Consider the following 20,631-nt stretch of genomic DNA (forward strand, 5'->3'; position numbering starts at 1 on the left):
GTAGCGATACCGGGCTCTTTGCATCTCTGGCATGAAGGGGACTACCAGCTTGCCCAGAGCAGCCGCAACCTGAGCCCCCAGGCGCTGCTCCAGCCGGTGGTGCTGCTCACCAGAGCCCCATCCTTGATGACGAGGAAGGTTGGTGTCACCCCCACCTGCCAGCGGGCGGCCAGATCCCCGGACTCGTCGTTGTGGGTGGGGAAGGTCAGCCCCTTCTTCGCCATCCCGGCGCGCAACGGCTCATCGCTGCCGGAGCGCAGGGCCACCGTCAGCACATTTTCACCCTCCTGCCAGAGCTGCTCCACCGTGGGAGTGGTGAAGCGGCACACCCCGCACCAGCTGGCCCAGTAGTAGACCAGCAGGGGCTTGCCGCGGCTCTGCTCGACCAGAGTGGTGGTGGTGCCGTCCTGCAGGGTGAAGGGGGCCTCCATGGCCCCCGCCGGCAGGGTGGGGCTGCGCCACAGATCCACCAGGGTGGTGATGACGAGCGCCATCAGCAGCAGCCAGAGCGCCTCCTTGCCCCAGCGGCGCCAGCGGGGGGCCTTTATACCTGCATCCTCGGCCATGGCTTAGCTCCGCTTGGCCAGCTCGGCTTTCACCAGCTGCTCCAGCTCGTCATAGGGAATGGCACCCGGCACCAGCTGGTTGCCGATAAGGGTCGCCGGGGTGCCTTGCACGCCGAGCAGGGTGCCGATGCGCAGGCTGTTGCGCAACTCTTCGGTGGCCTTGCCTGCGGGCTTGAGGGTCAGGTTGTCGGTGGCGGCCAGCGCCTTGTTGATGTCCGTCTCGGTCAGCATCCCCTGCTTGCTCATGAGCTTGTCGTGCAGGGGGAGGAAGCGGGCAGGATCCTGTTGCCACAGGGTCAGGCTGTACTGGGCTGCCTTGGCGGAGGTCTGCCCCTTGAACGGCAGCAACTTGATCACCAGCCCCAGATCGTCCGGATAGGCCGCGAGCAGCTTGGCGACCGCCGGGTCGAACTGCTTGCAGTAGGGGCAGTTGTAGTCGGTGAACAGCACCAGGGTCAGCTTGGGATGCTTGGCACCGAGGCGCGGGCTGGTGGGGCTGTTGAACAGCACATCCTGGTTGCCCTTGATGAAGTCACCCATCTGGGCCTGCTGGGTCGCGGCGTTCTGTTTCTCCCAGGATTCGGCTGCCTCGTCGAGGATCCCGGGGTTGGCGATCAGGGTCTCGCGAATGAGCTCCTTGATGCGGGCCTCCTGCTCCGGGGTGAAGGGGGCGGCGTGCAGCGTGGGGGTGCCCAGGGTGGCGGCTACCAGGGCGGTGCAGAGGGTCAGGGTTCGCAATCTCATGGCATTCTCCTTAGAAATGGGTGGCATCGGCCTGAACGAGGCCGGCCTTGTGCAAGCTGTCGAGCAAGTCGGCCTTGTCCAGCAGGGGAGAGAGGATCACCCCTTCCGGCAGGCCGGGCCCGTAGATCTGGTTGAAGGGAACGGCGGCGGCGCCACGCTGGCGCAGGAAGGCGGAGATGGCATCGCTCGGCCGGCTCCAATCGCCGCGAAGGGCCACCACGTCCGGGGCCGTCAGGGCGCGCTGCACCTCGTCACGCAGCAGCACGTTGTATTTGTTGGCCTTGCAGGTGACGCACCAGTCGGCGGTGACATCCACGAAGACCCGCTTGTTCTGGGCCAGGGCGTCGGCGATGGCCTGTTCGGAGAGCGGCTGCCAGGCGATGCGATCGACGCTGCCACCCCCTTTCACCGTGAGGGCGCCCCCCAGCAGCAGGGCGGCGCCGATGAGTGCCGAGAGGGAGAGGGCCAGGGTGAAACCGCGCAGGCCATAGCGCCAGAGGATGCCCATCAGCAGTGCCAGCACCATGGCGGCCATCAGCCAGCCGGTGGCCGTGCTGCCCAGATGGTTGCCAAGCAGGCTCGCCAGCCAGAGGCTGGAGCCTAGCATCATCAGCCCGAGCAGAATGCGCAGTTGCCCCATCCAGCGCCCCGGTTTGGGCAGCCAGAGGGCAAGGCGCGGCAGGGCCGCCACCAGCAGCCAGGGCAGGCTCATGCCAAGGCCGAGGGCCGTGAAGATGAGCCAGAGCTGGCCGAGGGGCGCCGCCAGTGCAAAGGCCACCGCGGTGCCGAGGAAGGGGGCCGAGCAGGGAGTGGCCAGCAGGGTGGCGAAACTCCCTTGCAGGAAGTGGCCGCCGAGCCCCTCGCCGCCACGGGTGGCGAGGCGAGTGCTGAGATTGCTGGGCAACCTTATCTCGAACAGCCCCAGCAGGTTGGCGCAAAACAGCAGGGTCACCGCCACCATGAAGCCGATGAAACCGGCGCTCTGGAACTGGATCCCCCAGCCGACGGCTCCTTGAGTGGCGCGCAGCAGGCTGCTCATGGCCGCCAGCACCCAGAAGGAGGTGATTATCCCGGCGCTGGCGGCGAGGAACTGCTTGCGCACGCCTCCTTGTTCGCGCCCCTGCTGCTGCAACACGGAGCCGAGTTTCAGGGCCAGCACCGGCAGCACGCAGGGCATCAGGTTGAGGATGAGACCGCCGAGCAGCGCCGCCCCCAGCAGCCAGAGGAGTGGCTGCCCTGGGGCCGGCAGGGCGAGGGGATCGGCGATGGTGGCGCGGGTCTGCCAGGCCTGCTCGCCGCTGGTGAGCAGCAGGCCGAGGGATTGGCCGCGCAAGTCTGGGGCATCCCCCTGCCAGCCGTCGCTGACCGGCACCCGGGCAATCAGGGTGGTGCCGCTTACCTCGAGCGCGGGCTTGCCGAACTCGGCCCCCTCCAGCGCATCGATGAAGAGCGCAGGTTCCTGCCAGCCTTCTGCCCGCTCGGCCTGCAGTTGCAGCAGGTTGTGCTGGTAGCCGAGCTCGACCCGGGTGTCGGCGGGCAGCGTCTGTGGCAGGGTGCTCATGGCCCGGGCCCAGGCGAAGTCAAAACCGGCCGGCGCCTGCCCATCCACCGCCAGGGTGAAGGGGTAGTCGGTCAGGATGCAGACATTGCTGCAGGTGGAGAGGCGCAAGGTGCCCTTGAGCGGCTGCCCGGCCGGGTAGCCCAGGCTCAGGGGGAAGCGTACCTGCTCCTGATAGCCCTGGGTGTTGAGCCCGGCCACCTCGAAGGGGCGCGGCGTGGGCCAGTGCCACTGGAAGTCGCCGACCGGCTCATCCCACAGGATCTGGGGCGCAATGCCCCCTTCACCCGGGCTGTGCCAGTAGGTCTTCCAGCCTGACGCCAGCTGGACATCGAGCAGGATGCGGGTCTGATCCGGGACGCTGCGGTCGGCTTGCAGCCTGACCTTGGCGTGACTGTTCTGGGGGCGGGTGAGCCACCCCGTATCGCTGGCCAATCCGCTGGATTGCCACAGCAGGCTGCCCAGTAGCAGGGCCGCCTTGAAGAGATTCGACATGTGTTGGGTCTCGCAAAAAATGAGTGACAGCAGGCTGAAAAAGCGCGGCTGAACTCATTCCCGCCAGACGCAGAGGGTGAGGTGCAGTCGCCGCTCCGGCGGCGAGACATTGATGGGGGGAGGCAGTGCCGGCGCGCGCCGTGACAGGGGCACCAGCAGGGCAATCACGAAGGCGATGGCGAAGAAGAGTTGCTCCACGCACAGCAGACTGGCGGCGCTCAGCCACTTGCCGTTGAGCTGGCAGCTGTTGGGCTGCACACTGGCGGGCGTGCCCTTGTCAGCCTGGTCGTCGGCTGAGGCGAACTGGGGCAGGGTCTGGCAACTCACGGCGTGATCGAGCAGGGCGAGGCGGGCCAGCGGCTGGGCCGCGCAATTGAGCACCAGCAGGCAGACCAGCAGCAGGAGTCGTGTCGCCGCGCGTTGTTGCAAAATCATGCTCGCCCCGTTCATCAAGATGGCCACATCCTAGCGGGCAATGGCGGGTGGGGCAAGCCGGGGTGACCGGTGACGTCCGGGGCTGGTCGGTTCTGTCTGGCGAACGCTTGTTCGCTAAAAGGGGGACCAGTATACTGCGCCGAGTCAAATTCCGAGGTGTTCGATGCTCAAACTTGCCCGTGTGCTGCTGCTGGCACTGCTGCTCGTCTTCTGGTTCCTGTTCGGCCTGTTGCTTTGTCTGGTGCGCCCGCGCCACCCGAACAACGTCTATGTCTTCGCCCGCATGTATCATGCGGTCTGCCCGCTGATCGGCCTCAAGGTCCGGGTGACGGTGGCCGACGAGGTCAAATCGGTGGGACCTGCGGTCTACGTCTGCAATCACCAGAGCAACTACGACATCTTCACCGTGACCGGCGCCGTGCAGCCCGGCGTGGTGGCGGTGGGCAAGAAGAGCCTGCTGTGGCTCCCCTTCTTCGGCCTCATCTTCTGGCTCTCCGGCAACGTGCTGATCGACCGCTCCAACCGCTCCCGCGCCATCGGCACCATCGGCCAGGTGGTGGATCGCATCAAGCATCGCGGCACCTCCATCTGGATGTTCCCGGAGGGGACCCGCTCCCAGGGGCGCGGTCTGCTGCCGTTCAAGGCGGGGGCCTTCCACACTGCCGTCCAGGCCGAGGTGCCCGTGGTGCCCATCGTCTGCTCCAGCTACTTCGGTCAGGTCGATCTCAACCGCTGGGACAACGGCGAGGTGCTGCTGGAGGTGATGGCCCCGGTGTGCAGCAAGGAGCACGGCGCCGCCGGCATCCGCGAGCTCTCCGACACCTGCCGGGAGAAGATGGAAGCCAAGCTGGCGGAGCTGGATGGCAAGCTCGGCCATCGGCCGGCGGCCTGAGCCCGGTTGCAGAGAAGAGAGGGAGCCGCTGGCTCCCTTTTTTATTGGTGAAAATCACCATCTTGTTGGTTTTTTTCACCACGTTGTATCCAATGGACATCCATCGTTAACTTTCATCTAATTGTAAATAAAGGAAAAAATATTCTGGCACGGCTCTTGTAATGTCATGGGAAGAGAGTGACACCCCATCAACAAGGAGCCAGACCATGAGCGTATTCAGCCGCCTGACCGACGTGATCAATGCCAACCTGCACAGCCTGCTCGACAAGAGCGAAGAGCCGGAGAAGATGCTGCGGCTGATGATCGAGGAGATGGAGCAGGTCCAGGTCGAGATGAGAACCCAGGCCGCCCGCGTCATCGCCGAACAGAAACAGCTGGAGCGCCATCAGCAGGCGCTGCGCAACCAGATCCAGGAGTGGGCAGCCAAGGCCGAACTCGCCATCCAGAAGGGCCGCGAAGATCTGGCCCGTGCCGCCCTCACCGAGAAGCTGGCGGAGATGAAGCAGTGCGAGCGGCTGGAAGAGGACAAGGCGCGGGTGGCCGAAGTGCTGGCCCAGCTCACCGCCGACAGCGAGCGACTGGCGGCCAAGCTGACCGAGGCGCGGGAGAAGCAGAAGATGCTGACCCTGCGCGAGCAGACCGCCCACAGCCGCATCCGCGCCCGTGCCCAGGTGGACAACCAGCGCATGCACGAGCTGGTGGCCCGCTTCGACGGCTTCCAGAACCGGGTCGATCAGCTGGAGGCCCAGCTGGAGGCGGCGACCCTGGGGCAGAATCCGTCCCTCGAGGCCCAGTTCCGCGAGCTGGAGCTGAACGACGAGATTGAGCGGGAGCTGGCCCGGCTCAAGGGTCAGAAGGTGGAGGCATAACCATGACACCCTGGCCCAAGGATCTCGCCCATCGCAAGCTGACCGGGGTCTGCGCCGGTCTTGCCAGAGGGCTGGGGGTGTCCAGAGTGACGGTGCGGGTGGTGGCCCTGCTCGCCCTGATCCTGATGCCACCGCTGGCCCTGGCGCTCTATCTGGTGGGGGTGCTCGTCATGCCTCCCCGCCGTGAACTTCAACGGTGGCTGGGGTGATCTCCGGATCGCCCCGTCGGCAAGTGCCAGCCCGTGAGGAGCACAACATGCTGGAATTTATCGTCTTGATCCTGGTGCTGATCGGCATGGCGCTGACCGGATTCACCGTGCTGGCCATGCTGCTGGTGAGCGGGGTCTTCGTGCTGTTTGGCGCCCTGGCCGGCATGTTTGCCCTCATCATCAAGCTGGCGCCCTGGTTGCTGGTGGTGCTGGTGGTGTGCTGGCTACTCAGCAACAGGCGCAAGCAGTCGAACACCTACCGTTAAGCCTCCCTGATTTCGCATCCTTCCTTGGCCACTGCTTGCAGTGGCCCTTTTTATGGGGGCGACACAGGGTCGGTGTGCGGGGTGGCAAGCCAGGAAAGGCTCCAGCCGTGCCACAGCGCCGGCTCGTGTACCAGGCGCTCCTTGAACGCCTTGCTCTGCTGCTTGAGGCGGTACTCGAGGCGCAGCGCCTCGCGTTTGCCGGGGACCTCCTGCTGCCATACCAGGGAGAGGGGCCCCTTGCCGCGCAGGGCTCTGGCACCCTTGCCGCTCTGGTGCTGACGCAGTCGCCGCTCGGGATCCGTGCTGATCCCCGCATAGAGTGCCCCGGCGCCAGTGCGCACCAGATAGACAAACCAGCGGGAGGGAGTGGGGGTGGCGAGGGTCACGAGGTGCGCCACCTGGCCCGCTGGCGCCCAAGCCGGTGCAGGGGCAGCAGGCTCACCAGCAGGCCGGCCCAGACGAAGGCAAAGCCCACGGATTTCACCGGATCCGGGATCTCGCCAAACCAGAAGAGGGCGAGCAGGAAGGCGAGGCTCGGCTCTATGTATTGCAGCAGCCCCACCGTGCTCATGGGCGTGCGCGCCACCGCATAGCAGAACAGCCCCACCGGCAGCAGGGTGGCGGGGGCACTGCCCATCAGCAGCAGGCGCTCGGTCCAGTCACCGGCCATAAACTGGCTGGTGCCCTGCAAGGTCAGCCAGCCGATGATGAGAAGGGCGACGGGCAACTGCACCAGGGACTCCAGATAGAGGCTGGTACCGGCGTCCAGTCTCACCTTCTTCTTGATGAGGCCGTAGAGGGCGAAGTTGGCCCCCATCACGAGGGAGAACCAGGGCAGCTGGCCGTAGGAGAAGAGCATGTAGGCGAGCCCCGCCAGGGCGAGCGCCACCGCCAGGTGTTTTTGCGGGGTGAGCTTCTCTTTGAGGAAGAGCACCGCAAAGGCGATGTTGAAGAGCGGGGTCATGAAGAAGGCGAGGCTGGTGGCCAGCACCTGGCCCGTGGTCAGGCACCAGGTGAACATGCACCAGCTGATGGACATCACGGGGCCTGCCAGCAGCACGAGGCCGAGCTGCCGGGGATCGCCGCGCAGGGCCCCCCAGGGCACCCGCTGGCCGAGGAGCAGAAGCAGGCCTCCCAGCAGCAGCACGGACCAGAGCACCCGGTGGGAGAGCAGTTCCCACATGTTGATCTCGGGCATGAACTGGTAATAGAGGGGCAGCATGCCCCACAGCACGAATGAGAGGGCCGCGCTGCCGGTGCCCATCCAGTTCTTCATCTCTCTCCGTTTATTAAACTAAACAATGGCGGCTGCATGATAAGTATCCGCCGCCCCTTTCACAAGCGGGAGCGGGGAGAAAACTCTGGTACTATCGGGCCCATGAACCGACTCGATCCCCTGTTTGAACAGATCCGGGCCTGCCGCCTGTGCGAGGCCCACCTGCCGCTCGGCCCAAGGCCGGTGATCCGCGGCAACGAGCGCGCCCGTCTGCTCATCATCGGCCAGGCCCCCGGCACCCGGGTACACGCCAGCGGCATCCCTTGGGACGATCCCTCCGGCGATCGGCTGCGCTTGTGGCTCGGGGTGGACAAGGCCACCTTTTACGATGAATCCCGCATCGCCATCATGCCCATGGGGCTCTGTTACCCCGGCAGGGGCAAGTCGGGGGATCTGCCCCCGCGCCCGGAATGTGCCCCCACCTGGCACGACAAGGTACTGATGCTGCTGCCCAACATCGAGCTGACCCTGCTCATCGGCCAGTATGCGCAGGCTTACTACCTGAGGGCGGCGGCGAAAGGATCGCTCACCGAGACGGTGCGACACTGGGCGGACTATGGCCCGGCCTGGTTGCCGCTGCCGCACCCGTCCCCGCGCAACACCCTCTGGCTCAGGAAGAACCCCTGGTTCGAGCAGGGGGTGATCCCCCATCTGCAGCAGAGGGTCGCCCCCCTGCTTGACCCGGCAGGCTAGAGCGCCGGCTCGGCCTGGGGCTTGGGCTTGCTGCGGGCCATGGCGACCAGCGGCAGTATGATGCACAGGCACCCCAGCAGCAGCGGCAGCCCTGGCTGTTCGTCAAACAGCCAGACCCCGATGGCGACCGCCATCAGCAGCCCGGTGTACTCCGCCGAGGCGATCTTGCTCGCCTCCGCCTTGCGATAGGCCATCACGCACAGCCCCGCGTAGACCATGATGAGCGCCGAGGAGCCGAAGGCGGGCCACCACATCTGCCATTGCCACTCGCCCCCTTCCCACCAGGCCAGCGCCAGGATGAAGGGCATGCTCAGCACATTGGTGAAAAACAGGGTCTGGGCGATGGGCTGCTGGAGCGGGATGCGCTTGATCAGCAGGTTGTTGACCGCCAGGGAGAGCGCCACCCCGAGCGCCGCCAGGGCGGCCCAGTTTACCTCGGTCGGGCGCAGCACGATGAGCACCCCGACGAAGCCGAGCAGCGCCGTCAGCACCTTCTGGCGCGAGAGTGCCTCCCCCGCCAGCCAGACCGCGAGCGGCACCATCAGCAGCGGGGCGGCATAGAAGAGGGCGTTGGCGGTGGCGAGCGGCAGTCGGGTGAGGGCGACCACCATCAGGCAGACGCCGACGGCCCAGATGTGGGCCCGCAGCAGGTGCCACTTGAGGGCTACCGGCGGGTTGCGCCGCCAGGACCAGAGCAGCCAGGGGGCGAGCAACAGGGCCGCGGAGAGCTGGCGGAAAAAGACAAACTGGAAAATGGGCTGGTCCGGCTCCAGCACCTTGACCAGGGCATCGGAGAAGACCGCCACCATGTTGCCGAGCACCAGATAGAGGATGCCTATTCCGACTGCATTCATACCACCTCCAGATTCAGATGAGGGGAGGGTAGCCCGCGGCCTGTTATCCAGTAAAATGATAAAAAATCATCACGCATGAGAAATTTGGATAATGAAGCTGCCCCCCCTGCGCGCCGTTCAATATTTCGAGGTGGTTGCCCGCCTGCTGAGTTTTTCCCGCGCCGCCCTGGAGCTCAATGTCAGCCAGAGTGCGGTCAGTCACCAGATCCGTCTGCTGGAGGATTTTCTGGGGGAGCGGCTGCTGCTGCGCCAGGGGCGGCTGCTCTCCCTGACGCCCCAGGGGGAGATCTATTTCGAGGGGATCGCCGCCGGGCTGGTCCAGATTGCCCAGAGCAGCGAGCAGTTGCGCGGCGGCGGCGAGATGCGGGTGCGGCTCGCGGTCTACAGCTCCTTTGCGGTGAAGTGGCTGATCCCGCGCCTGGCCGGGCTGCGCCAGCTCTATCCCGAGCTGGATCTCAGCCTGGAGATGGTGGCGGAAGATCCCGAGCTCTCCGACAGGGTGGCGGACGGTTTCATCACCGTCTCCCCCGAAGGGCCGGGTTACATGCACGATTTGCTCTATCGGGAGCGGCTGATGCCGGTGTGCAGTCGCCGGATGTGGCAGCAGGTGGAAGGGGAGTGGCCCGCCACCCTGTGGCAGTTGCCGCTGCTCTCCATCCAGGCTATCTACCGCGAGAAGGGGGAAGATTGGCGGCGCTGGGCCGAAATGGGGGGACTGACCATTCCCCCCGAGGCGAGAGTGCACCATTTCAGCCATATCCTGCTCGCGCTGGAGGCGGCGAACTGGGACCAGGGAATGGCGCTCATCAACGACTACATGTTGCAGCCGGAGGATCCGCGTCTGGTGCGGCTGCCCCTGCACGCCCTCGAGACCGGCGACAACTTCTATTTCGTCTTCAAGCGCTCGCGCGCCCATGAACCCGCCATCAGCCGGTTGCGTCAGTGGCTGTGGCAGGAGTCGCAGGCGAGCCTGAGACCCGGGGAAAACGAGCCTCTCAGGCGCGTCTGAACGGGCTGGGGGCCCTATGCAGAATGGACGGCGCAGCCCACGACGCAGGAGTCTGATTCGGGAGGCCTGATGGCACTGGCGAGACCAGGGCCATCAGGAGCGGGTCAGGTGCGCTTGAACTGGCTCAGTACAAAGAGGGTGGTGGCGCAGACTACGACCGAGGGACCGGCCGGGGTGTCCTGATACCAGGAGAGGGCAAGGCCCCCCAGCACGGCGAGACAGCCTGTCAGGGCGGCAAAGCCGGCCATCTGCTCCGGGGTCTGGCTGAAGCGGCGGGCGGTGGCGGCGGGAATGATCAGCAAGGAGGTGATGATGAGCGCCCCGACGAACTTCATGGCCACGGCGATGACCAGGCCTATCAGCAGCATCAGCACGCAGCGCAGCACATCCACCCGCACCCCTTCCACCCGGGCCAGCTCTTCCGAGATGGTCATGGAGAGCAGGGGGTCCCAGAGCCGCCACAGGGTGAGCAGCACCAGGGCGCCGCCGCCGTAGATCCAGAGCAGGTCCATGGGCTGCACCGAGAGCAGGTCGCCAAACAGGTAGGCCATCAGATCCACCCGCACGTTGTCCATGAAGCTCAGGGTGACCAGACCCAGCGACAGGGCGCTGTGGGCCAGAATGCCGAGCAGGGTGTCGGTGGCCACCTGCTGGTTGCGGCTCATGATGACCAGCAGCATCGCCATGGCGAGGCAGCAGACCACGACCGCCAGGGTGAGGTCCACCTGCAGCAGGATGCCGAGGGCGATGCCGAAGAGGCAGGCATGGGAGAGGGTGTCGCCAAAATAGGCCATCTTGCGCCACACCACGAAGCTGCCAAGCGGCCCGGCCAGCAGGGCGATGCCGAGTCCGGCCGCGAGGGCGTATAACAGAAAGCTGTCCACGTGAAGATCCTAGTTGTTGCGAGAGGGCAGGCGGATGACGGGAGCCTGCGGTTCATGATGATGGTGTTCGCCATCGCAGTGGTGATGGTGGGTATAGACCGCCAGCACCTCCCGCTCCGGTCGCCCGAACAGGCGGGCAAATTCCGGGTGGCGGGCCACGCTCTGTGGCTCGCCGTGGCAGCAGACGTGGCGATTGAGGCAGATCACCTCGTGAGTGCTGGCCATCACCAGGTGCAGATCGTGGGAGACCATCAGCACGGCGCAGTGGAACTCGGCGGCCAGCTGGCTGATGAGGGCATAGAGCTCGATCTGGCCCGTGATATCTACCCCTTGCACCGGTTCATCCAGCACCAGCAGCTCGGGCTTGACCAGCAGGGCGCGGGCCAGCAGTACCCGCTGCATCTCGCCACCGGAGAGCTTCTGCATCCGGTTGTCCAGCAGATCCTGGGCGCCGACCCGATTGAGCGCCTCCTCGATGGAGAGGCGGCTGTTCTTGCCAAGCTGCAGGAAACGGCGCACCGTCAGCGGCAGGGTGGGGTCCAGATAGAGGCGCTGGGGCACATAGCCGACCCGCAGGTCGCGGCGGCGGACGATGTCCCCCGAATCTGGGCGGAGCAAGCCCAGCACCAGCTTGCTCAGAGTGCTCTTGCCCGCCCCGTTGGGGCCGACCAGGGTGGTGATTTTGCCTTTGTTCAGGGTAAAGGAGACCTTGTCGAGCACGAGTCGTCCGTCAAATGAGAGACAGACCTCTTTCAGCTCCACCAGTTGGGTCATGACAGCTCCGGGGTTTACAGCCTGTGAGAGTTATAATATAACAGCGACGTTGGTTTGTTATATTATCACACACATACTCCCTGACGAGACCTCTATGCGAATTCTTGCTCTGATCACTGCCCTGATGGCGGTGAGTCTGCCTGTCCGTGCCCTCGAGGTGCTGACCACCATCAAACCACTGGGCTTCATCGCGGCGGCGATCACCGATGGCGTGAGCGAGCCCGGGGTGCTGCTGCCCACCGGCGCGTCTCCCCACGATTTTTCCCTGCGCCCTTCCGATATTCGCAGCATCAACGAGGCCGATCTGGTGGTGTGGGTCGGTCCGGAACTGGAAGGCTTCATGGCCAAACCCCTTGCCCGGCATCCTCATGTATTGACCCTGACCCAGGTTCCCGGCATGCCGCTGTACAACTATGCGACCCAGGGGGAGCATGACGAGCATCACCATGATGACAAGGATCATGACCATGCCGCCCACGACCACGGCTCGCACGACGAGGGCCATGAAGGGCACCACCACGAAGGGGTGGATCCCCACATCTGGCTGGGTCCAACCCAGGCCAAGGTGATTGCCGAGGCGATTGCGACCGAACTGGGCAAGCTGGACCCTGCCAACCAGGCGCGCTATGCCGCCAATCTCGCGGCCTTCGAGGGCAAGGTGAACGCCCTGGACAAGGTGATCGCCGTGCAGATGGAGGCGGTGGATCAGAAGGGCTACTTCGTGTTCCACGAAGCCTATGGATACTGGGAGCGTCACTACGGCATGAGCTCCAAGGGACACTTCACCGTGAGCCCGGAGCGTCGCCCGGGAGCCAAGACGCTGATTGACATCCGCAAGGCGCTGGAAGAGAAAAAGGCGAGCTGCATCTACGCCGAGCCGCAGTTCTCCCCGGCGGTGATCGAGTCGGTTGCCCGCAATACCGGGGCCAAGGTGCTGCTGCTGGACGAAGTCGGCGAGCAGGTGCCGCTCGGTCCGGACGGTTATCCGCAATTCATGCAGCAGTTGGCGGATGCCTTCGCCCAGTGCCGCTAGGCCTTGCCCGACATTGACGATAGAGGCGGCGCGGCCAACTATACTGACCTCCAGCATCTGATATGGAGTGTCAGTCATGAAATGGTTGCTCGTCTCTGCCTGCACGCTGACCCTGCTGGGATCCGGCATACAGGCATCCGGTCTTTCCGAACACATCGCCAGCCCGGAACTCAGGGCAAAAATGCAGGCGGTCTATGGCGCCAGAGCGATCCAGCGGTCCGAGGCCTTCTCTCGTCTGCTGACGCCAAGGGCCGGAACGACGGACCAGCAGAAGCTGGAGCTGGTGAACAACTACTTCAACAACCTGACCTACAGCGAGGATCCCAGACTGTGGGGGGATGATGATTATTGGGCCAATCCGCTGGAGTTCATCGGGGCGAGAGGAGGGGATTGCGAGGACTACAGCATCGCCAAGTACTATACCCTGATGGAGCTGGGGGTCGACGAGAAGAAGCTGCGGCTGGCCTATGTGAAGGCAATTCGTTACAACCAGTTCCACATGGTGACGTTGTACTTCCCGACCATCAAGTCAGATCCCCTGGTGCTGGACAACATCAATGGCCGCATCCTGCCGGGGAGCAAGCGCAATGATCTGCAGCCGGTTTACAGTTTCGATGCCAAAAGCATCTGGATCATGAAATCCCGCCGCGAAGGAACCCTGGCGGGGAGCGCCGATCGCCTGGCCCAGTGGACCTCGATGCAGAGCCGCTTCTCCAGCGAGCATCTGCGCTCCCCCCGTCGCCAGCTATAACTTGCCCGCCGCCTTCAACTCCTCGAAATATTTTGCCGCGCCCGGATGCTGTTCGACACTCAGCACCGGGCCTATCTTGTTGCGCGCCTTGTGAAACAGGTTCGCATAGCCATAGGTCTGTGCGTTGAAACTAGTTTGCTGGCTCAGCATGGCCCGGGTCAGCCGATAGACCTCGTCATCCGGGGTGGCGGCATGGGTCACCAGGGTGGCCGCGATGGCGAAGGTCGGGGTTGCCTTGAGGTTGCCCGGGTAGATGCGTGCCGGCACCTGGCTGCGCTGATAATACCTGACCCCCTTGAGCAGCTGGTCCCTGACGGGCCCCTCTATCGCCAGGAAGCGCACGTCGCAGCGCTTGGCGGTGTCGAGCACGATACGGTTGGGATGACCCATGACGAGGCCATAGGCATCGATCTGTTTACTGCACAGTGCTTCGGAGAGATTGGCGACGCTCTTCAAATCAAGATCCTGCTCCTTTGCACCCAAAACATTGAACAGGGCCAATGCCGTTTGACGAGTGCCTGAACTCTTCAGGCCCATGTCGATGGGGGCCAGCTTGAGCTGCTCCAGGGTGGTGATATCCCCATCGGCTCGCACCACTATGGTGAAAGGTTCGGCGTGGGTGGCAAAGAGCGCCCTCAGCTCGCGTTGTGGTTGGGCAACAAAAGGCCCCGTGCCCTGGCTGGCCTGATAGAGCCAGTCTGACTGGACGAGGGCATAGGGGACCTCTCCCGCTTTCAGCTGGCGGAGATTTTCGATGGACCCGGAGCTGGCCTGCAGTTTGCAGGGCATCGTGGGGTCACTTTTTTTGGCCAGTCTGCAGAACTCCTTGATGACCTGGTAATAGATGCCTTGCTCCCCCCCGGTGCCTATGGTCATGGTGGTCGCGTAGAGGGTCGGTTGCCACAGCAGGGCAAGCAGCAGCAGCGGGATCCTCATGATGCATTCTCCTGAGTGGCATAACCATCGATGCCCCAACTGCGCAGCATGTCCACATCGCTCACGTCGCCGGCTTCCGCCAGCAAGGTGTAGCCGGAAGCATGGAGGCATTGGGAAAGCAGGTTCCAATAAAGGGGGGACTGGGTGAGCTGGCAACTGATGAAGACAGGTCTGATAGGGTCGAGCCTGGCCAGATTGTCGTTGTTCATCGGGATATTGCTGAACGCCAGCTCAATCCCCTGGGACTGGAGTGCAGTCAGTCGCTCCTCGGCCAGGGGAGGGAAGATAGCCAGATCCCAGCGCCAGTCCAGCGTCTTGCCACGAGCGCTGGCCAGCACGGGGGCAAACTGCGCCCAGTCTGGGTGGCCGAGCAGGCTGAGAGGCAGCTGGAGCCCTTCCGCCTTCTGGGTCAGCCAGTCGTTGAGCAGCGCCCGAATTTCATCCGGCGAGCTGTCCGTGGTGGGGGGGTGCTTGGGTAGCAGGCGGCTGTAGAGCCTGATACTCCCCTGAGTGGAGAAGAAATGCTGCTGATAGGTGTTGCCATCGGTGTCGACCAGACCAACGAGCTTCTGGTGGGTCGGGAGAGCGTCGTGCTTGCCAAGCTGGGTGATCTTGAGCCGTTGTTGCAGCAGGTCCCGTTTGCGTTCGGAGACCAGCTGGTTGATGGAGACGACGACTTCCTGCAATTCGCGAAGCCACGGAGTTGGCAGGTTGCCGCTGAACTGGCGTTTGCGGATCCGGGTTAGCTGCAGACTGACTTGTTCGAGGGGGTGCATCAGGCGGCGGCACACCCAGGTGATCACCAGGCTGAACACCAGCAGGCCGACGAGCAACGCGAGCCCTGTACGACTGATGGCGTTCCACAGATGCTGGTAGGCGTAACCCTTGTGCCCCTCGAGCGTGAGGGTACCGAGAATACGCCAGCCGTCGGTCAACTCCTGCTCAATTTTGACCGGCGGCATGTCGATAACAGAGGGGAGCCAGCCTGGAATATTTTGCTGTGCGGTGTGGAACACCTTCTGGAACAGCACCTGGCCATCCGGATCCAGCAGGACGACGGAGTTGACGAAACCTCCATCGAACATGGCGTTCACTATGGTCTCGGCAAGGACCTTGTCATCGTTGAGCAAGGTACCCTGCAGCACCAGCCCCAGCGCGGTGATGGCGGTTTCAAGGTTGGCCGACATCTGGTCGAGAATAGACTGTCGTACCGTGGTGATCTCCAGCACGAGCAGCAGCGCGGCGCCGATGGTGAAGAGGATCAGAATGATTACATTTAACAATTTTGCCAATGACATACCCACTCCATGGAGATGTTTTTGCAACATTTTCTGGGCCGGAGAGCACCACAACCGGACTTGGTTCTTAAAAATAGAAAAAAATGGCTGAAAATGACGATCATTTCTGCCCATGCTGGAAGGTTATGCATAAAATGTGAGTTTCGTGCATGGAGCTATGAACTTTTTGTAAGTATTTAGGTCTAAAAGCCAGATATTCGGTTTTCATAATAAAAACTCATAAAAACAGACCCACAACCACCACCCTTAGATCTAATAACAGGATAGCGGATGAAACGTCTCCGTCCCTTGGTAGCCCAGGCTGCCAATTGGGAACCCCCGGTTCCCCGCAAGCATTTCTATGCCATGCTATTGCTCACGGCCATGACGCTGTCAGCGGTAGCCGTATTGCCAGCTCCCGGTGACATCCTGGAGCGGCCACTGCGTCTGGAGTTGCCGATCGCCACCACGGGCACCGCAACCAACGAAGACAACACCGACTTCAACGACATTCCGGATCACGAGCTGGTCGAGTCAGCTGCTCCCGAAGACGACATCCCGGCGGATGCCACGCCTCAATGGCAGGATTACCGGGTACGCAACGGCGAGAACCTGACCACCATCTTCAACAACCTGGGGCTGTCCACCACCACCCTCTACAAGGTGCTGGATGCGGATGCCAAGAACAACCTGGCGCGTCTCAAACCCGGTCAGACCATCGAGTTGCTGATCGATCAGGACAACATTCTGCAGCAGCTGAAGATCCGCCTGAACATCAAGCAGACCCTGGTGCTGGAGCGTACCGACGACACCTATAGCGCCAACATGCTCAATGAAGAGGTGGAGTGGCAACAGAAGAGCTATGACGGTGTCATCAACGGCAGCTTCTACGTCAGCGCCCGCAATGCCGGGATCCCGGCCAACCACATCCAGAAAATTGCCAACCTGTTCCAGTGGCGCCTCAACTTCGCCAAGGATTTGAAAAAGGGTGACAAGTTCAAGGTGCTGGTCCGCCAGGAGACGGTCGAGGGCAAGAGTACGGGTAATACCCAGTTGCTGGGGGTCGAGGTGTTCAGTCAAGGCAAGGCCGTGTCAGCCTGGTTGTCGGAAGATGGCAACTATTATGACGGTCAGGCAAACAGCCTGGAGCGCGGCTTCCGCCGTTATCCGACTCACAGCCGTTACCGGGTCAGCTCCAGTTTCAACCCGAATCGCCGTCATCCCATTACCGGGCAGGTCCGGCCCCATGAGGGGACCGACTTTGCCCTGCCAGTAGGCACGCCCATCATGGCGACCGGTGACGGTGTGGTCCTCAAGGCAACCAGCCACCCGCTGGCAGGCACCTATGTCGTGATCAAGCACGGTCGTACCCTGATGACCCGTTACCTGCACCTGAGCAAGCTGCTGGTGAAACCCGGGCAGAAGGTGAAAATGGGCGACAAGATAGCCCTCTCCGGCAACACGGGCCGTTCCACCGGTGCTCACCTGCACTACGAAGTACGCATCAACAACCGGCCGGTGGATCCCATGAAGATCAAGCTGCCGATGGCGGAGCCGCTCTCCGGCAAGGACAAGCGTCAGTTCCTCGCCAAGGTGAAGAGCTACCGCAAAGAGATGGAGGCGGGCTGAACGGCGCCCTCCTGACGAAAAAGGCCCCGCCAACTGGCGGGGCCTTTTCATTGCAGAACGGCTTCAATAACCCTTGTCAAAGTCGATCCGGCCGTCCAGCTGCTGACCATCAATGAAGCGGATGTAGTTGCGGATGAAGATCTGGGCCACATCTTCCGGGAAGCTGTAGGCGCTGTTGTGGGGCGTCACGATGAGATTGGGCTGGTGCCAGAGCGGGCTGTCAGCGGGCAGAGGTTCCTGCTCGAACACATCGAGCACCGCCATAGCGGGCTTGCCGGCTTGCAGTGCCGCCAGCAGCTCCCCCTCATGGACGGCATTGCCCCTGCCGACGTTGAAGAAGATGGCGCCCGGTTTGCAGTGGCTGAAGCGTTCGGCGGTGAAGAGATGGCGTGTCTCGCGGGTGGCGGGCAGCACGCTGACGATGACATCGGCCTGGGCCAGCATCTTGTTGAGTGCCGGCAACTGGTACACCTGATCGAACCCGGCACGCTCACGGCCACTGTGACTGATGCCGAGCACCCTCATGCCAAAATGCTTGCCGGTGTGGGCGATATGCTGCCCTATGCTGCCGGTGCCGAGCAGCAGCAGCGTCTTTCCCTTCAAGCCCTGATAGGGATGGCTCTGCCAGACGCCCTGTTGCTGCTGCTCGCGATAGAGTGGCAACTGGCGGGTCAGGCTGAGCAGATGGCCGAACACATACTCGCTCATCAAGGGGCCGAAGATGCCGCGGACATTGGTGAGCAGGTAGTCGCGGCGGCAACTGGCGTCCAGCAGCACGTCGACTCCGGCATAAGTCGACTGGAGCCAGCTTAGCTTGCCGGCCTTGGTCAGCAGCGGCTTGGCCCGGGCTGGCTCGGCCATCAGGATATGAGCGTCGCCGATAAGCTGTTCTGCCTCGGCCTGATTGTCGGCCCGAAGAATGTGCAGATGGGGAAGATGGGCCGCCTTGAGCAGGCGTTCATAGTGGCTGTTGTCCTGACTCAACAGCAGCAGGGTACGTTGGCTCATACTCTTGTTCCTTATCGTGTTTATGGCAAGGCGAGAGGGATGCTGTCTCCATCTTACCCCAGTTGATCGGGCAAGATAGTCGAGCAGGGCGCTTTTTCATTTTTAGACGGGGCCCTCGTGGGCTACAATCTGCCCCACATTTTGCAAAGGATCCGACTCCAGTGTTTGGTGACAAGTTTTATAAGCGACTGGCCGAGCTGCAGCCCTGGCAGCAAACCGTCTATACCCTGGCGCTGGCAGAGCGCATGTACCCCAACTATGTGCTCTTTACCCAGGCCTCCGGTTTCGGGGATGCGAGGGCATTCCGTCACGCGCTGGATCAGATGTGGAACTACCTGACGGTAAAGGGATCCCGCGTCAATCTTGGTGCCATTCTGGAAGCGTTTGAAGTTTACATTCCCGATCCCCGCAAGTTTGAATCCTACGGCGCCTATCCGGCACTGGACGCCTGCGTGGCGCTGGGTTGTGCCTACAACTCGGTGATCTGCCGGGTGGGGGAAGAGGCCAACGACGCCAGCCATGCGTCTGTCGGCACGGTCGCTGGCTTCATCGAGATGCTGGAAGAGCGGGATCTCAGCGATGAGGAGCTCTATGAGCACGAGTACATGGAAGCGGAGCTGGAGTTCCAGGTCGAACTGCTCAAACGGGTGGCCCATGAACGGGACAGCGACCGCATCCTTGCCATCCGCGCCTTCGCGGCCCAGGACGGCGTCTCCAACATCGGCATCAGCCTGGAGGCGTAACGCCATCGCGTACTGCCCATAAAAAAAGCTCCCGGTCGGGAGTTTTTTTTATCTCTGAGCGTTCATTTTTTGGTGTGTGAGAAAGCATTTATGCATTTTTTTCAAATGGTTAACTTTTTTTCTCCTGATTCTTAGGGGCCATTCGTTGCTGTTGTAAGCTCGCTTCTATTGGTTGCACTTGACAGAGAATCACCGACGAGAACATCTCCATTACTGAGGTCATCTATGAATGCAACAGAGCTTTGGCAGCTTTCCCCCGAGCAATTCAACGAGTGGCGGCGTGAGAACGATTATCCCCGTATCTGGGCGCTGCTGGTGGCGTCGCTGCCCCATTTCGACGACTGGATGGCGGAGCAGAAGATAGAAAAAAGCGTGATCTTCCAGATCGGCATCGCCCGCTTCATCAGCTCCCGCTGCGTGCTGAGCCTTTGTGTCTACATGAGCGACGACAAGGTCCGCCTGTATGAGAGCGCCTCGAGTGCACTGGAATCCCTGCGCAAGAGCGGCCTCATCCGCTCGGAGACCCGTTTCGAGCCTTACAGCATGTGGCTGGCGGGAAAACATGGCAATGACGAGGTGAAACGGGTGCAAAGCCTGCTCTCGGTCTCGGAGAACAACAAGGGGGAGGCCCAGGTGCTGGGCAAGCATCGTCTGCTCAACATCGGCGGTGTTGCCCTCAAAAGCCCCATCATCTCCGGCCGGTTGCTCGATTTTACCTGTCTCGACGAGCTCTCTCTCGATGGGGCCGTCAACAACTCCAAGGTTTATCTGTGGCACTGCTCGGCCAAGGGGGTCAGGGTCAATGGCGGGGTGATCGGGCTCGATCTGTTCGACTCCCTGCTGTGGGACCACAGGGCCTGGGCCAAAAAGCGGGAGCTGGCGCTGGAGGACGGGGTCTTTCAGGACTTCACCATAGAGTGCGAGGAGATCCGCTTCCACTCCTCCCGGGCGGTGCTGAAAAACTTCAGCGTCAGCGCCAAGAACTTCGATGCCACCATGGAGCACACCAACCTGGACAAGGTGGAGGTGGTCTACAACGACAATGGGCGGATCGACCACAACGAGGCGAGCAAACTCTATCGCAATGCCAAGCGTCTCTTCTCCAGCGTGGGTGACACCGTCGACGCCGGCGAGTGCTACTACAAGGAGAAGCTGCACGAGATGAAGTCCCTGGCGAGCCCGCGGGAGCTGTTCCGGGAGCGCTGGTTGCGCAGCGGTCCGATGACGAAGTGCTGGCTCTCCCTGCTGTGCTATCTCAAGTGCGCGGGCAAGTTCATCAGCTTCATCACCTGGGGGTTTGGGGAGCGTCCCATCAGAAGCTTGCTGATGTCGATGGGGGTGATCCTGCTGGCGACCCTGACCTATTTCCTCGCGCCGGAGTCTGCAACCCACGGCCATCTGGGACGATCCCTCTATTTCAGCATCGTCACCTTCGTGACCCTGGGTTATGGGGACATCTCCCAGACCTCCTCGCCACTGCAACTGCTGTCGGCCATCGAAGCCTTCTGTGGCATGTTCCTGACAGGTCTCTTCCTCGCGGGTTTTGCCTCGAAAACCAAGCAGTATTGACGGGAGCGCCGGCGGCGGGTGCCATCAGTGCCCGCTGCCGGTGCCCTCCTGCTGTCTTCCCATCCCTCCCGGCTGTCCCGGCGACCTTGCTTGACGCAGCGGCGGTGGAGCGACTTTATTTAAAGTCATCGCATGCCATGGCAAGCGATGGAGCCACCAGC

Annotated in this window: 23 protein-coding genes; 11 read left to right on the top strand and 12 right to left on the bottom strand. The window is 62.6% G+C overall.

Annotated features, from left to right (window positions below):
* Positions 1-41 precede the first annotated feature (41 nt).
* The 4 genes from OKC41_RS09790 to OKC41_RS09805 are packed head-to-tail and all read right to left on the bottom strand — an operon-like array spanning position 42 to position 3,798.
* Positions 42-566 (bottom strand): protein disulfide oxidoreductase, encoded by a 525-nt coding sequence (locus OKC41_RS09790; RefSeq protein WP_223933322.1) that lies wholly within the window; start codon positions 564-566, stop codon positions 42-44.
* Positions 567-569: 3 nt separating this feature from the next.
* Positions 570-1,310, bottom strand: coding sequence for a DsbA family protein (locus OKC41_RS09795; protein WP_010672791.1), 741 nt, complete (start codon positions 1,308-1,310; stop codon positions 570-572).
* A gap of 10 nt (positions 1,311-1,320) precedes the next feature.
* Positions 1,321-3,363, bottom strand: coding sequence for a protein-disulfide reductase DsbD (locus OKC41_RS09800; protein ID WP_270671932.1), 2,043 nt, complete (start codon positions 3,361-3,363; stop codon positions 1,321-1,323).
* Positions 3,364-3,417: 54 nt separating this feature from the next.
* On the bottom strand, positions 3,418-3,798 hold the full coding sequence (locus OKC41_RS09805; RefSeq protein WP_039039817.1) for a hypothetical protein: 381 nt from the start codon (positions 3,796-3,798) through the stop codon (positions 3,418-3,420).
* Positions 3,799-3,961: 163 nt separating this feature from the next.
* Here OKC41_RS09805 and OKC41_RS09810 point away from each other — a divergent pair, with 163 nt between their 5' ends.
* The 4 genes from OKC41_RS09810 to pspG all read left to right on the top strand — a co-directional run bounded on the left by OKC41_RS09810 (position 3,962) and on the right by pspG (position 6,034).
* The gene (locus tag OKC41_RS09810; RefSeq protein ID WP_039039739.1) at positions 3,962-4,690 is read left to right on the top strand and encodes a 1-acylglycerol-3-phosphate O-acyltransferase; all 729 of its coding nucleotides are present in this window, start codon (positions 3,962-3,964) and stop codon (positions 4,688-4,690) included.
* A gap of 206 nt (positions 4,691-4,896) precedes the next feature.
* Entirely contained in the window at positions 4,897-5,559 is a 663-nt protein-coding gene (gene pspA / locus OKC41_RS09815; protein WP_010672795.1) for a phage shock protein PspA, read from the top strand.
* Between the two features lie 2 nt (positions 5,560-5,561).
* Positions 5,562-5,768 (top strand): PspC domain-containing protein, encoded by a 207-nt coding sequence (locus tag OKC41_RS09820; protein WP_010672796.1) that lies wholly within the window; start codon positions 5,562-5,564, stop codon positions 5,766-5,768.
* Between the two features lie 47 nt (positions 5,769-5,815).
* Positions 5,816-6,034, top strand: a complete 219-nt coding sequence (gene pspG, locus OKC41_RS09825) for an envelope stress response protein PspG (RefSeq protein ID WP_010672797.1) — start codon at positions 5,816-5,818, stop codon at positions 6,032-6,034.
* A 50-nt stretch (positions 6,035-6,084) separates the two neighbouring features.
* Here pspG and OKC41_RS09830 read toward each other — a convergent pair whose 3' ends face one another.
* A complete protein-coding gene (locus OKC41_RS09830) occupies positions 6,085-6,420 on the bottom strand; it encodes a GIY-YIG nuclease family protein (protein WP_050498264.1) in 336 nt (111 codons plus the stop codon).
* Positions 6,417-7,310 (bottom strand): EamA family transporter RarD, encoded by an 894-nt coding sequence (gene rarD / locus OKC41_RS09835; protein WP_039039736.1) that lies wholly within the window; start codon positions 7,308-7,310, stop codon positions 6,417-6,419. The genes OKC41_RS09830 and rarD overlap by 4 nt, the downstream gene beginning before the upstream one ends.
* 102 nt (positions 7,311-7,412) lie before the next feature.
* Between rarD and OKC41_RS09840 the strand changes: the two genes are divergently transcribed.
* Complete coding sequence (locus OKC41_RS09840; RefSeq protein ID WP_041214394.1) at positions 7,413-8,003, top strand: uracil-DNA glycosylase family protein; 591 nt, start codon at positions 7,413-7,415, stop codon at positions 8,001-8,003.
* Here OKC41_RS09840 and OKC41_RS09845 read toward each other — a convergent pair.
* The gene (locus OKC41_RS09845) at positions 8,000-8,857 is read right to left on the bottom strand and encodes a DMT family transporter (RefSeq protein ID WP_010672801.1); all 858 of its coding nucleotides are present in this window, start codon (positions 8,855-8,857) and stop codon (positions 8,000-8,002) included. The genes OKC41_RS09840 and OKC41_RS09845 overlap by 4 nt on opposite strands.
* 91 nt (positions 8,858-8,948) lie before the next feature.
* Between OKC41_RS09845 and OKC41_RS09850 the strand changes: the two genes are divergently transcribed.
* Positions 8,949-9,866 (top strand): LysR substrate-binding domain-containing protein, encoded by a 918-nt coding sequence (locus tag OKC41_RS09850; protein WP_042014956.1) that lies wholly within the window; start codon positions 8,949-8,951, stop codon positions 9,864-9,866.
* 104 nt (positions 9,867-9,970) lie between these two features.
* Here the strand turns inward: OKC41_RS09850 and znuB are convergent, their stop codons facing one another.
* Both znuB and znuC read right to left on the bottom strand, forming a co-directional pair.
* Positions 9,971-10,750 carry a zinc ABC transporter permease subunit ZnuB gene (znuB, locus tag OKC41_RS09855; RefSeq protein WP_010672803.1) on the bottom strand — a complete coding sequence of 260 codons (780 nt, stop codon included), beginning with the start codon at positions 10,748-10,750 and terminating at the stop codon, positions 9,971-9,973.
* 9 nt (positions 10,751-10,759) lie between these two features.
* Entirely contained in the window at positions 10,760-11,524 is a 765-nt protein-coding gene (gene znuC / locus OKC41_RS09860) for a zinc ABC transporter ATP-binding protein ZnuC (protein ID WP_010672804.1), read from the bottom strand.
* A gap of 94 nt (positions 11,525-11,618) precedes the next feature.
* Here znuC and znuA point away from each other — a divergent pair, with 94 nt between their 5' ends.
* Positions 11,619-12,557 carry a zinc ABC transporter substrate-binding protein ZnuA gene (znuA, locus tag OKC41_RS09865; RefSeq protein WP_201894597.1) on the top strand — a complete coding sequence of 313 codons (939 nt, stop codon included), beginning with the start codon at positions 11,619-11,621 and terminating at the stop codon, positions 12,555-12,557.
* Positions 12,558-12,633: 76 nt separating this feature from the next.
* Entirely contained in the window at positions 12,634-13,308 is a 675-nt protein-coding gene (locus OKC41_RS09870; RefSeq protein WP_041212317.1) for a transglutaminase-like cysteine peptidase, read from the top strand.
* On the opposite strand, the gene OKC41_RS09875 is transcribed toward OKC41_RS09870, so the two are convergent.
* Both OKC41_RS09875 and OKC41_RS09880 read right to left on the bottom strand, forming a co-directional pair.
* Positions 13,303-14,244: a TAXI family TRAP transporter solute-binding subunit gene (locus OKC41_RS09875; protein WP_139700684.1), complete on the bottom strand. Its 942-nt coding sequence runs from the start codon at positions 14,242-14,244 to the stop codon at positions 13,303-13,305. The two genes, OKC41_RS09870 and OKC41_RS09875, sit on opposite strands and share 6 nt — an antisense overlap.
* Entirely contained in the window at positions 14,241-15,542 is a 1,302-nt protein-coding gene (locus tag OKC41_RS09880) for a LapD/MoxY N-terminal periplasmic domain-containing protein (protein ID WP_029313636.1), read from the bottom strand. The genes OKC41_RS09875 and OKC41_RS09880 overlap by 4 nt, the downstream gene beginning before the upstream one ends.
* A gap of 270 nt (positions 15,543-15,812) precedes the next feature.
* Between OKC41_RS09880 and mepM the strand changes: the two genes are divergently transcribed.
* Complete coding sequence (gene mepM / locus OKC41_RS09885; RefSeq protein ID WP_010672809.1) at positions 15,813-17,150, top strand: murein DD-endopeptidase MepM; 1,338 nt, start codon at positions 15,813-15,815, stop codon at positions 17,148-17,150.
* Between the two features lie 63 nt (positions 17,151-17,213).
* On the opposite strand, the gene OKC41_RS09890 is transcribed toward mepM, so the two are convergent.
* The gene (locus OKC41_RS09890) at positions 17,214-18,158 is read right to left on the bottom strand and encodes a D-2-hydroxyacid dehydrogenase (RefSeq protein ID WP_010672810.1); all 945 of its coding nucleotides are present in this window, start codon (positions 18,156-18,158) and stop codon (positions 17,214-17,216) included.
* 161 nt (positions 18,159-18,319) lie between these two features.
* On the opposite strand from OKC41_RS09890, the gene OKC41_RS09895 reads away from it, so the two are divergent.
* Positions 18,320-18,901, top strand: coding sequence for a YjaG family protein (locus OKC41_RS09895; RefSeq protein WP_042864483.1), 582 nt, complete (start codon positions 18,320-18,322; stop codon positions 18,899-18,901).
* 225 nt (positions 18,902-19,126) lie between these two features.
* A complete protein-coding gene (locus OKC41_RS09900) occupies positions 19,127-20,470 on the top strand; it encodes a potassium channel family protein (protein ID WP_010675794.1) in 1,344 nt (447 codons plus the stop codon).
* Positions 20,471-20,631 lie beyond the last annotated feature (161 nt).

The sequence above is a fragment of the Aeromonas sp. QDB17 genome, from assembly GCF_027705305.1.
Lineage (GTDB): Bacteria > Pseudomonadota > Gammaproteobacteria > Enterobacterales > Aeromonadaceae > Aeromonas > Aeromonas caviae.

Excerpts from the sequence above, each read along its gene's own strand:
- mepM (WP_010672809.1), top strand. The coding sequence starts at position 15,813 with ATGAAACGTCTCCGTCCCTTGGTAGCCCAGGCTGCCAATTGGGAACCC.
- OKC41_RS09850 (WP_042014956.1), top strand. The coding sequence starts at position 8,949 with ATGAAGCTGCCCCCCCTGCGCGCCGTTCAATATTTCGAGGTGGTTGCC.
- OKC41_RS09795 (WP_010672791.1), bottom strand. The coding sequence starts at position 1,310 with ATGAGATTGCGAACCCTGACCCTCTGCACCGCCCTGGTAGCCGCCACC.
- rarD (WP_039039736.1), bottom strand. The coding sequence starts at position 7,310 with ATGAAGAACTGGATGGGCACCGGCAGCGCGGCCCTCTCATTCGTGCTG.
- OKC41_RS09800 (WP_270671932.1), bottom strand. The coding sequence starts at position 3,363 with ATGTCGAATCTCTTCAAGGCGGCCCTGCTACTGGGCAGCCTGCTGTGG.
- OKC41_RS09880 (WP_029313636.1), bottom strand. The coding sequence starts at position 15,542 with ATGTCATTGGCAAAATTGTTAAATGTAATCATTCTGATCCTCTTCACC.
- pspA (WP_010672795.1), top strand. The coding sequence starts at position 4,897 with ATGAGCGTATTCAGCCGCCTGACCGACGTGATCAATGCCAACCTGCAC.
- OKC41_RS09820 (WP_010672796.1), top strand. The coding sequence starts at position 5,562 with ATGACACCCTGGCCCAAGGATCTCGCCCATCGCAAGCTGACCGGGGTC.
- OKC41_RS09890 (WP_010672810.1), bottom strand. The coding sequence starts at position 18,158 with ATGAGCCAACGTACCCTGCTGCTGTTGAGTCAGGACAACAGCCACTAT.
- znuC (WP_010672804.1), bottom strand. The coding sequence starts at position 11,524 with ATGACCCAACTGGTGGAGCTGAAAGAGGTCTGTCTCTCATTTGACGGA.
- znuA (WP_201894597.1), top strand. The coding sequence starts at position 11,619 with ATGCGAATTCTTGCTCTGATCACTGCCCTGATGGCGGTGAGTCTGCCT.
- OKC41_RS09900 (WP_010675794.1), top strand. The coding sequence starts at position 19,127 with ATGAATGCAACAGAGCTTTGGCAGCTTTCCCCCGAGCAATTCAACGAG.
- pspG (WP_010672797.1), top strand. The coding sequence starts at position 5,816 with ATGCTGGAATTTATCGTCTTGATCCTGGTGCTGATCGGCATGGCGCTG.
- OKC41_RS09845 (WP_010672801.1), bottom strand. The coding sequence starts at position 8,857 with ATGAATGCAGTCGGAATAGGCATCCTCTATCTGGTGCTCGGCAACATG.
- OKC41_RS09840 (WP_041214394.1), top strand. The coding sequence starts at position 7,413 with ATGAACCGACTCGATCCCCTGTTTGAACAGATCCGGGCCTGCCGCCTG.
- OKC41_RS09870 (WP_041212317.1), top strand. The coding sequence starts at position 12,634 with ATGAAATGGTTGCTCGTCTCTGCCTGCACGCTGACCCTGCTGGGATCC.
- OKC41_RS09875 (WP_139700684.1), bottom strand. The coding sequence starts at position 14,244 with ATGAGGATCCCGCTGCTGCTGCTTGCCCTGCTGTGGCAACCGACCCTC.
- OKC41_RS09805 (WP_039039817.1), bottom strand. The coding sequence starts at position 3,798 with ATGATTTTGCAACAACGCGCGGCGACACGACTCCTGCTGCTGGTCTGC.
- OKC41_RS09810 (WP_039039739.1), top strand. The coding sequence starts at position 3,962 with ATGCTCAAACTTGCCCGTGTGCTGCTGCTGGCACTGCTGCTCGTCTTC.
- OKC41_RS09790 (WP_223933322.1), bottom strand. The coding sequence starts at position 566 with ATGGCCGAGGATGCAGGTATAAAGGCCCCCCGCTGGCGCCGCTGGGGC.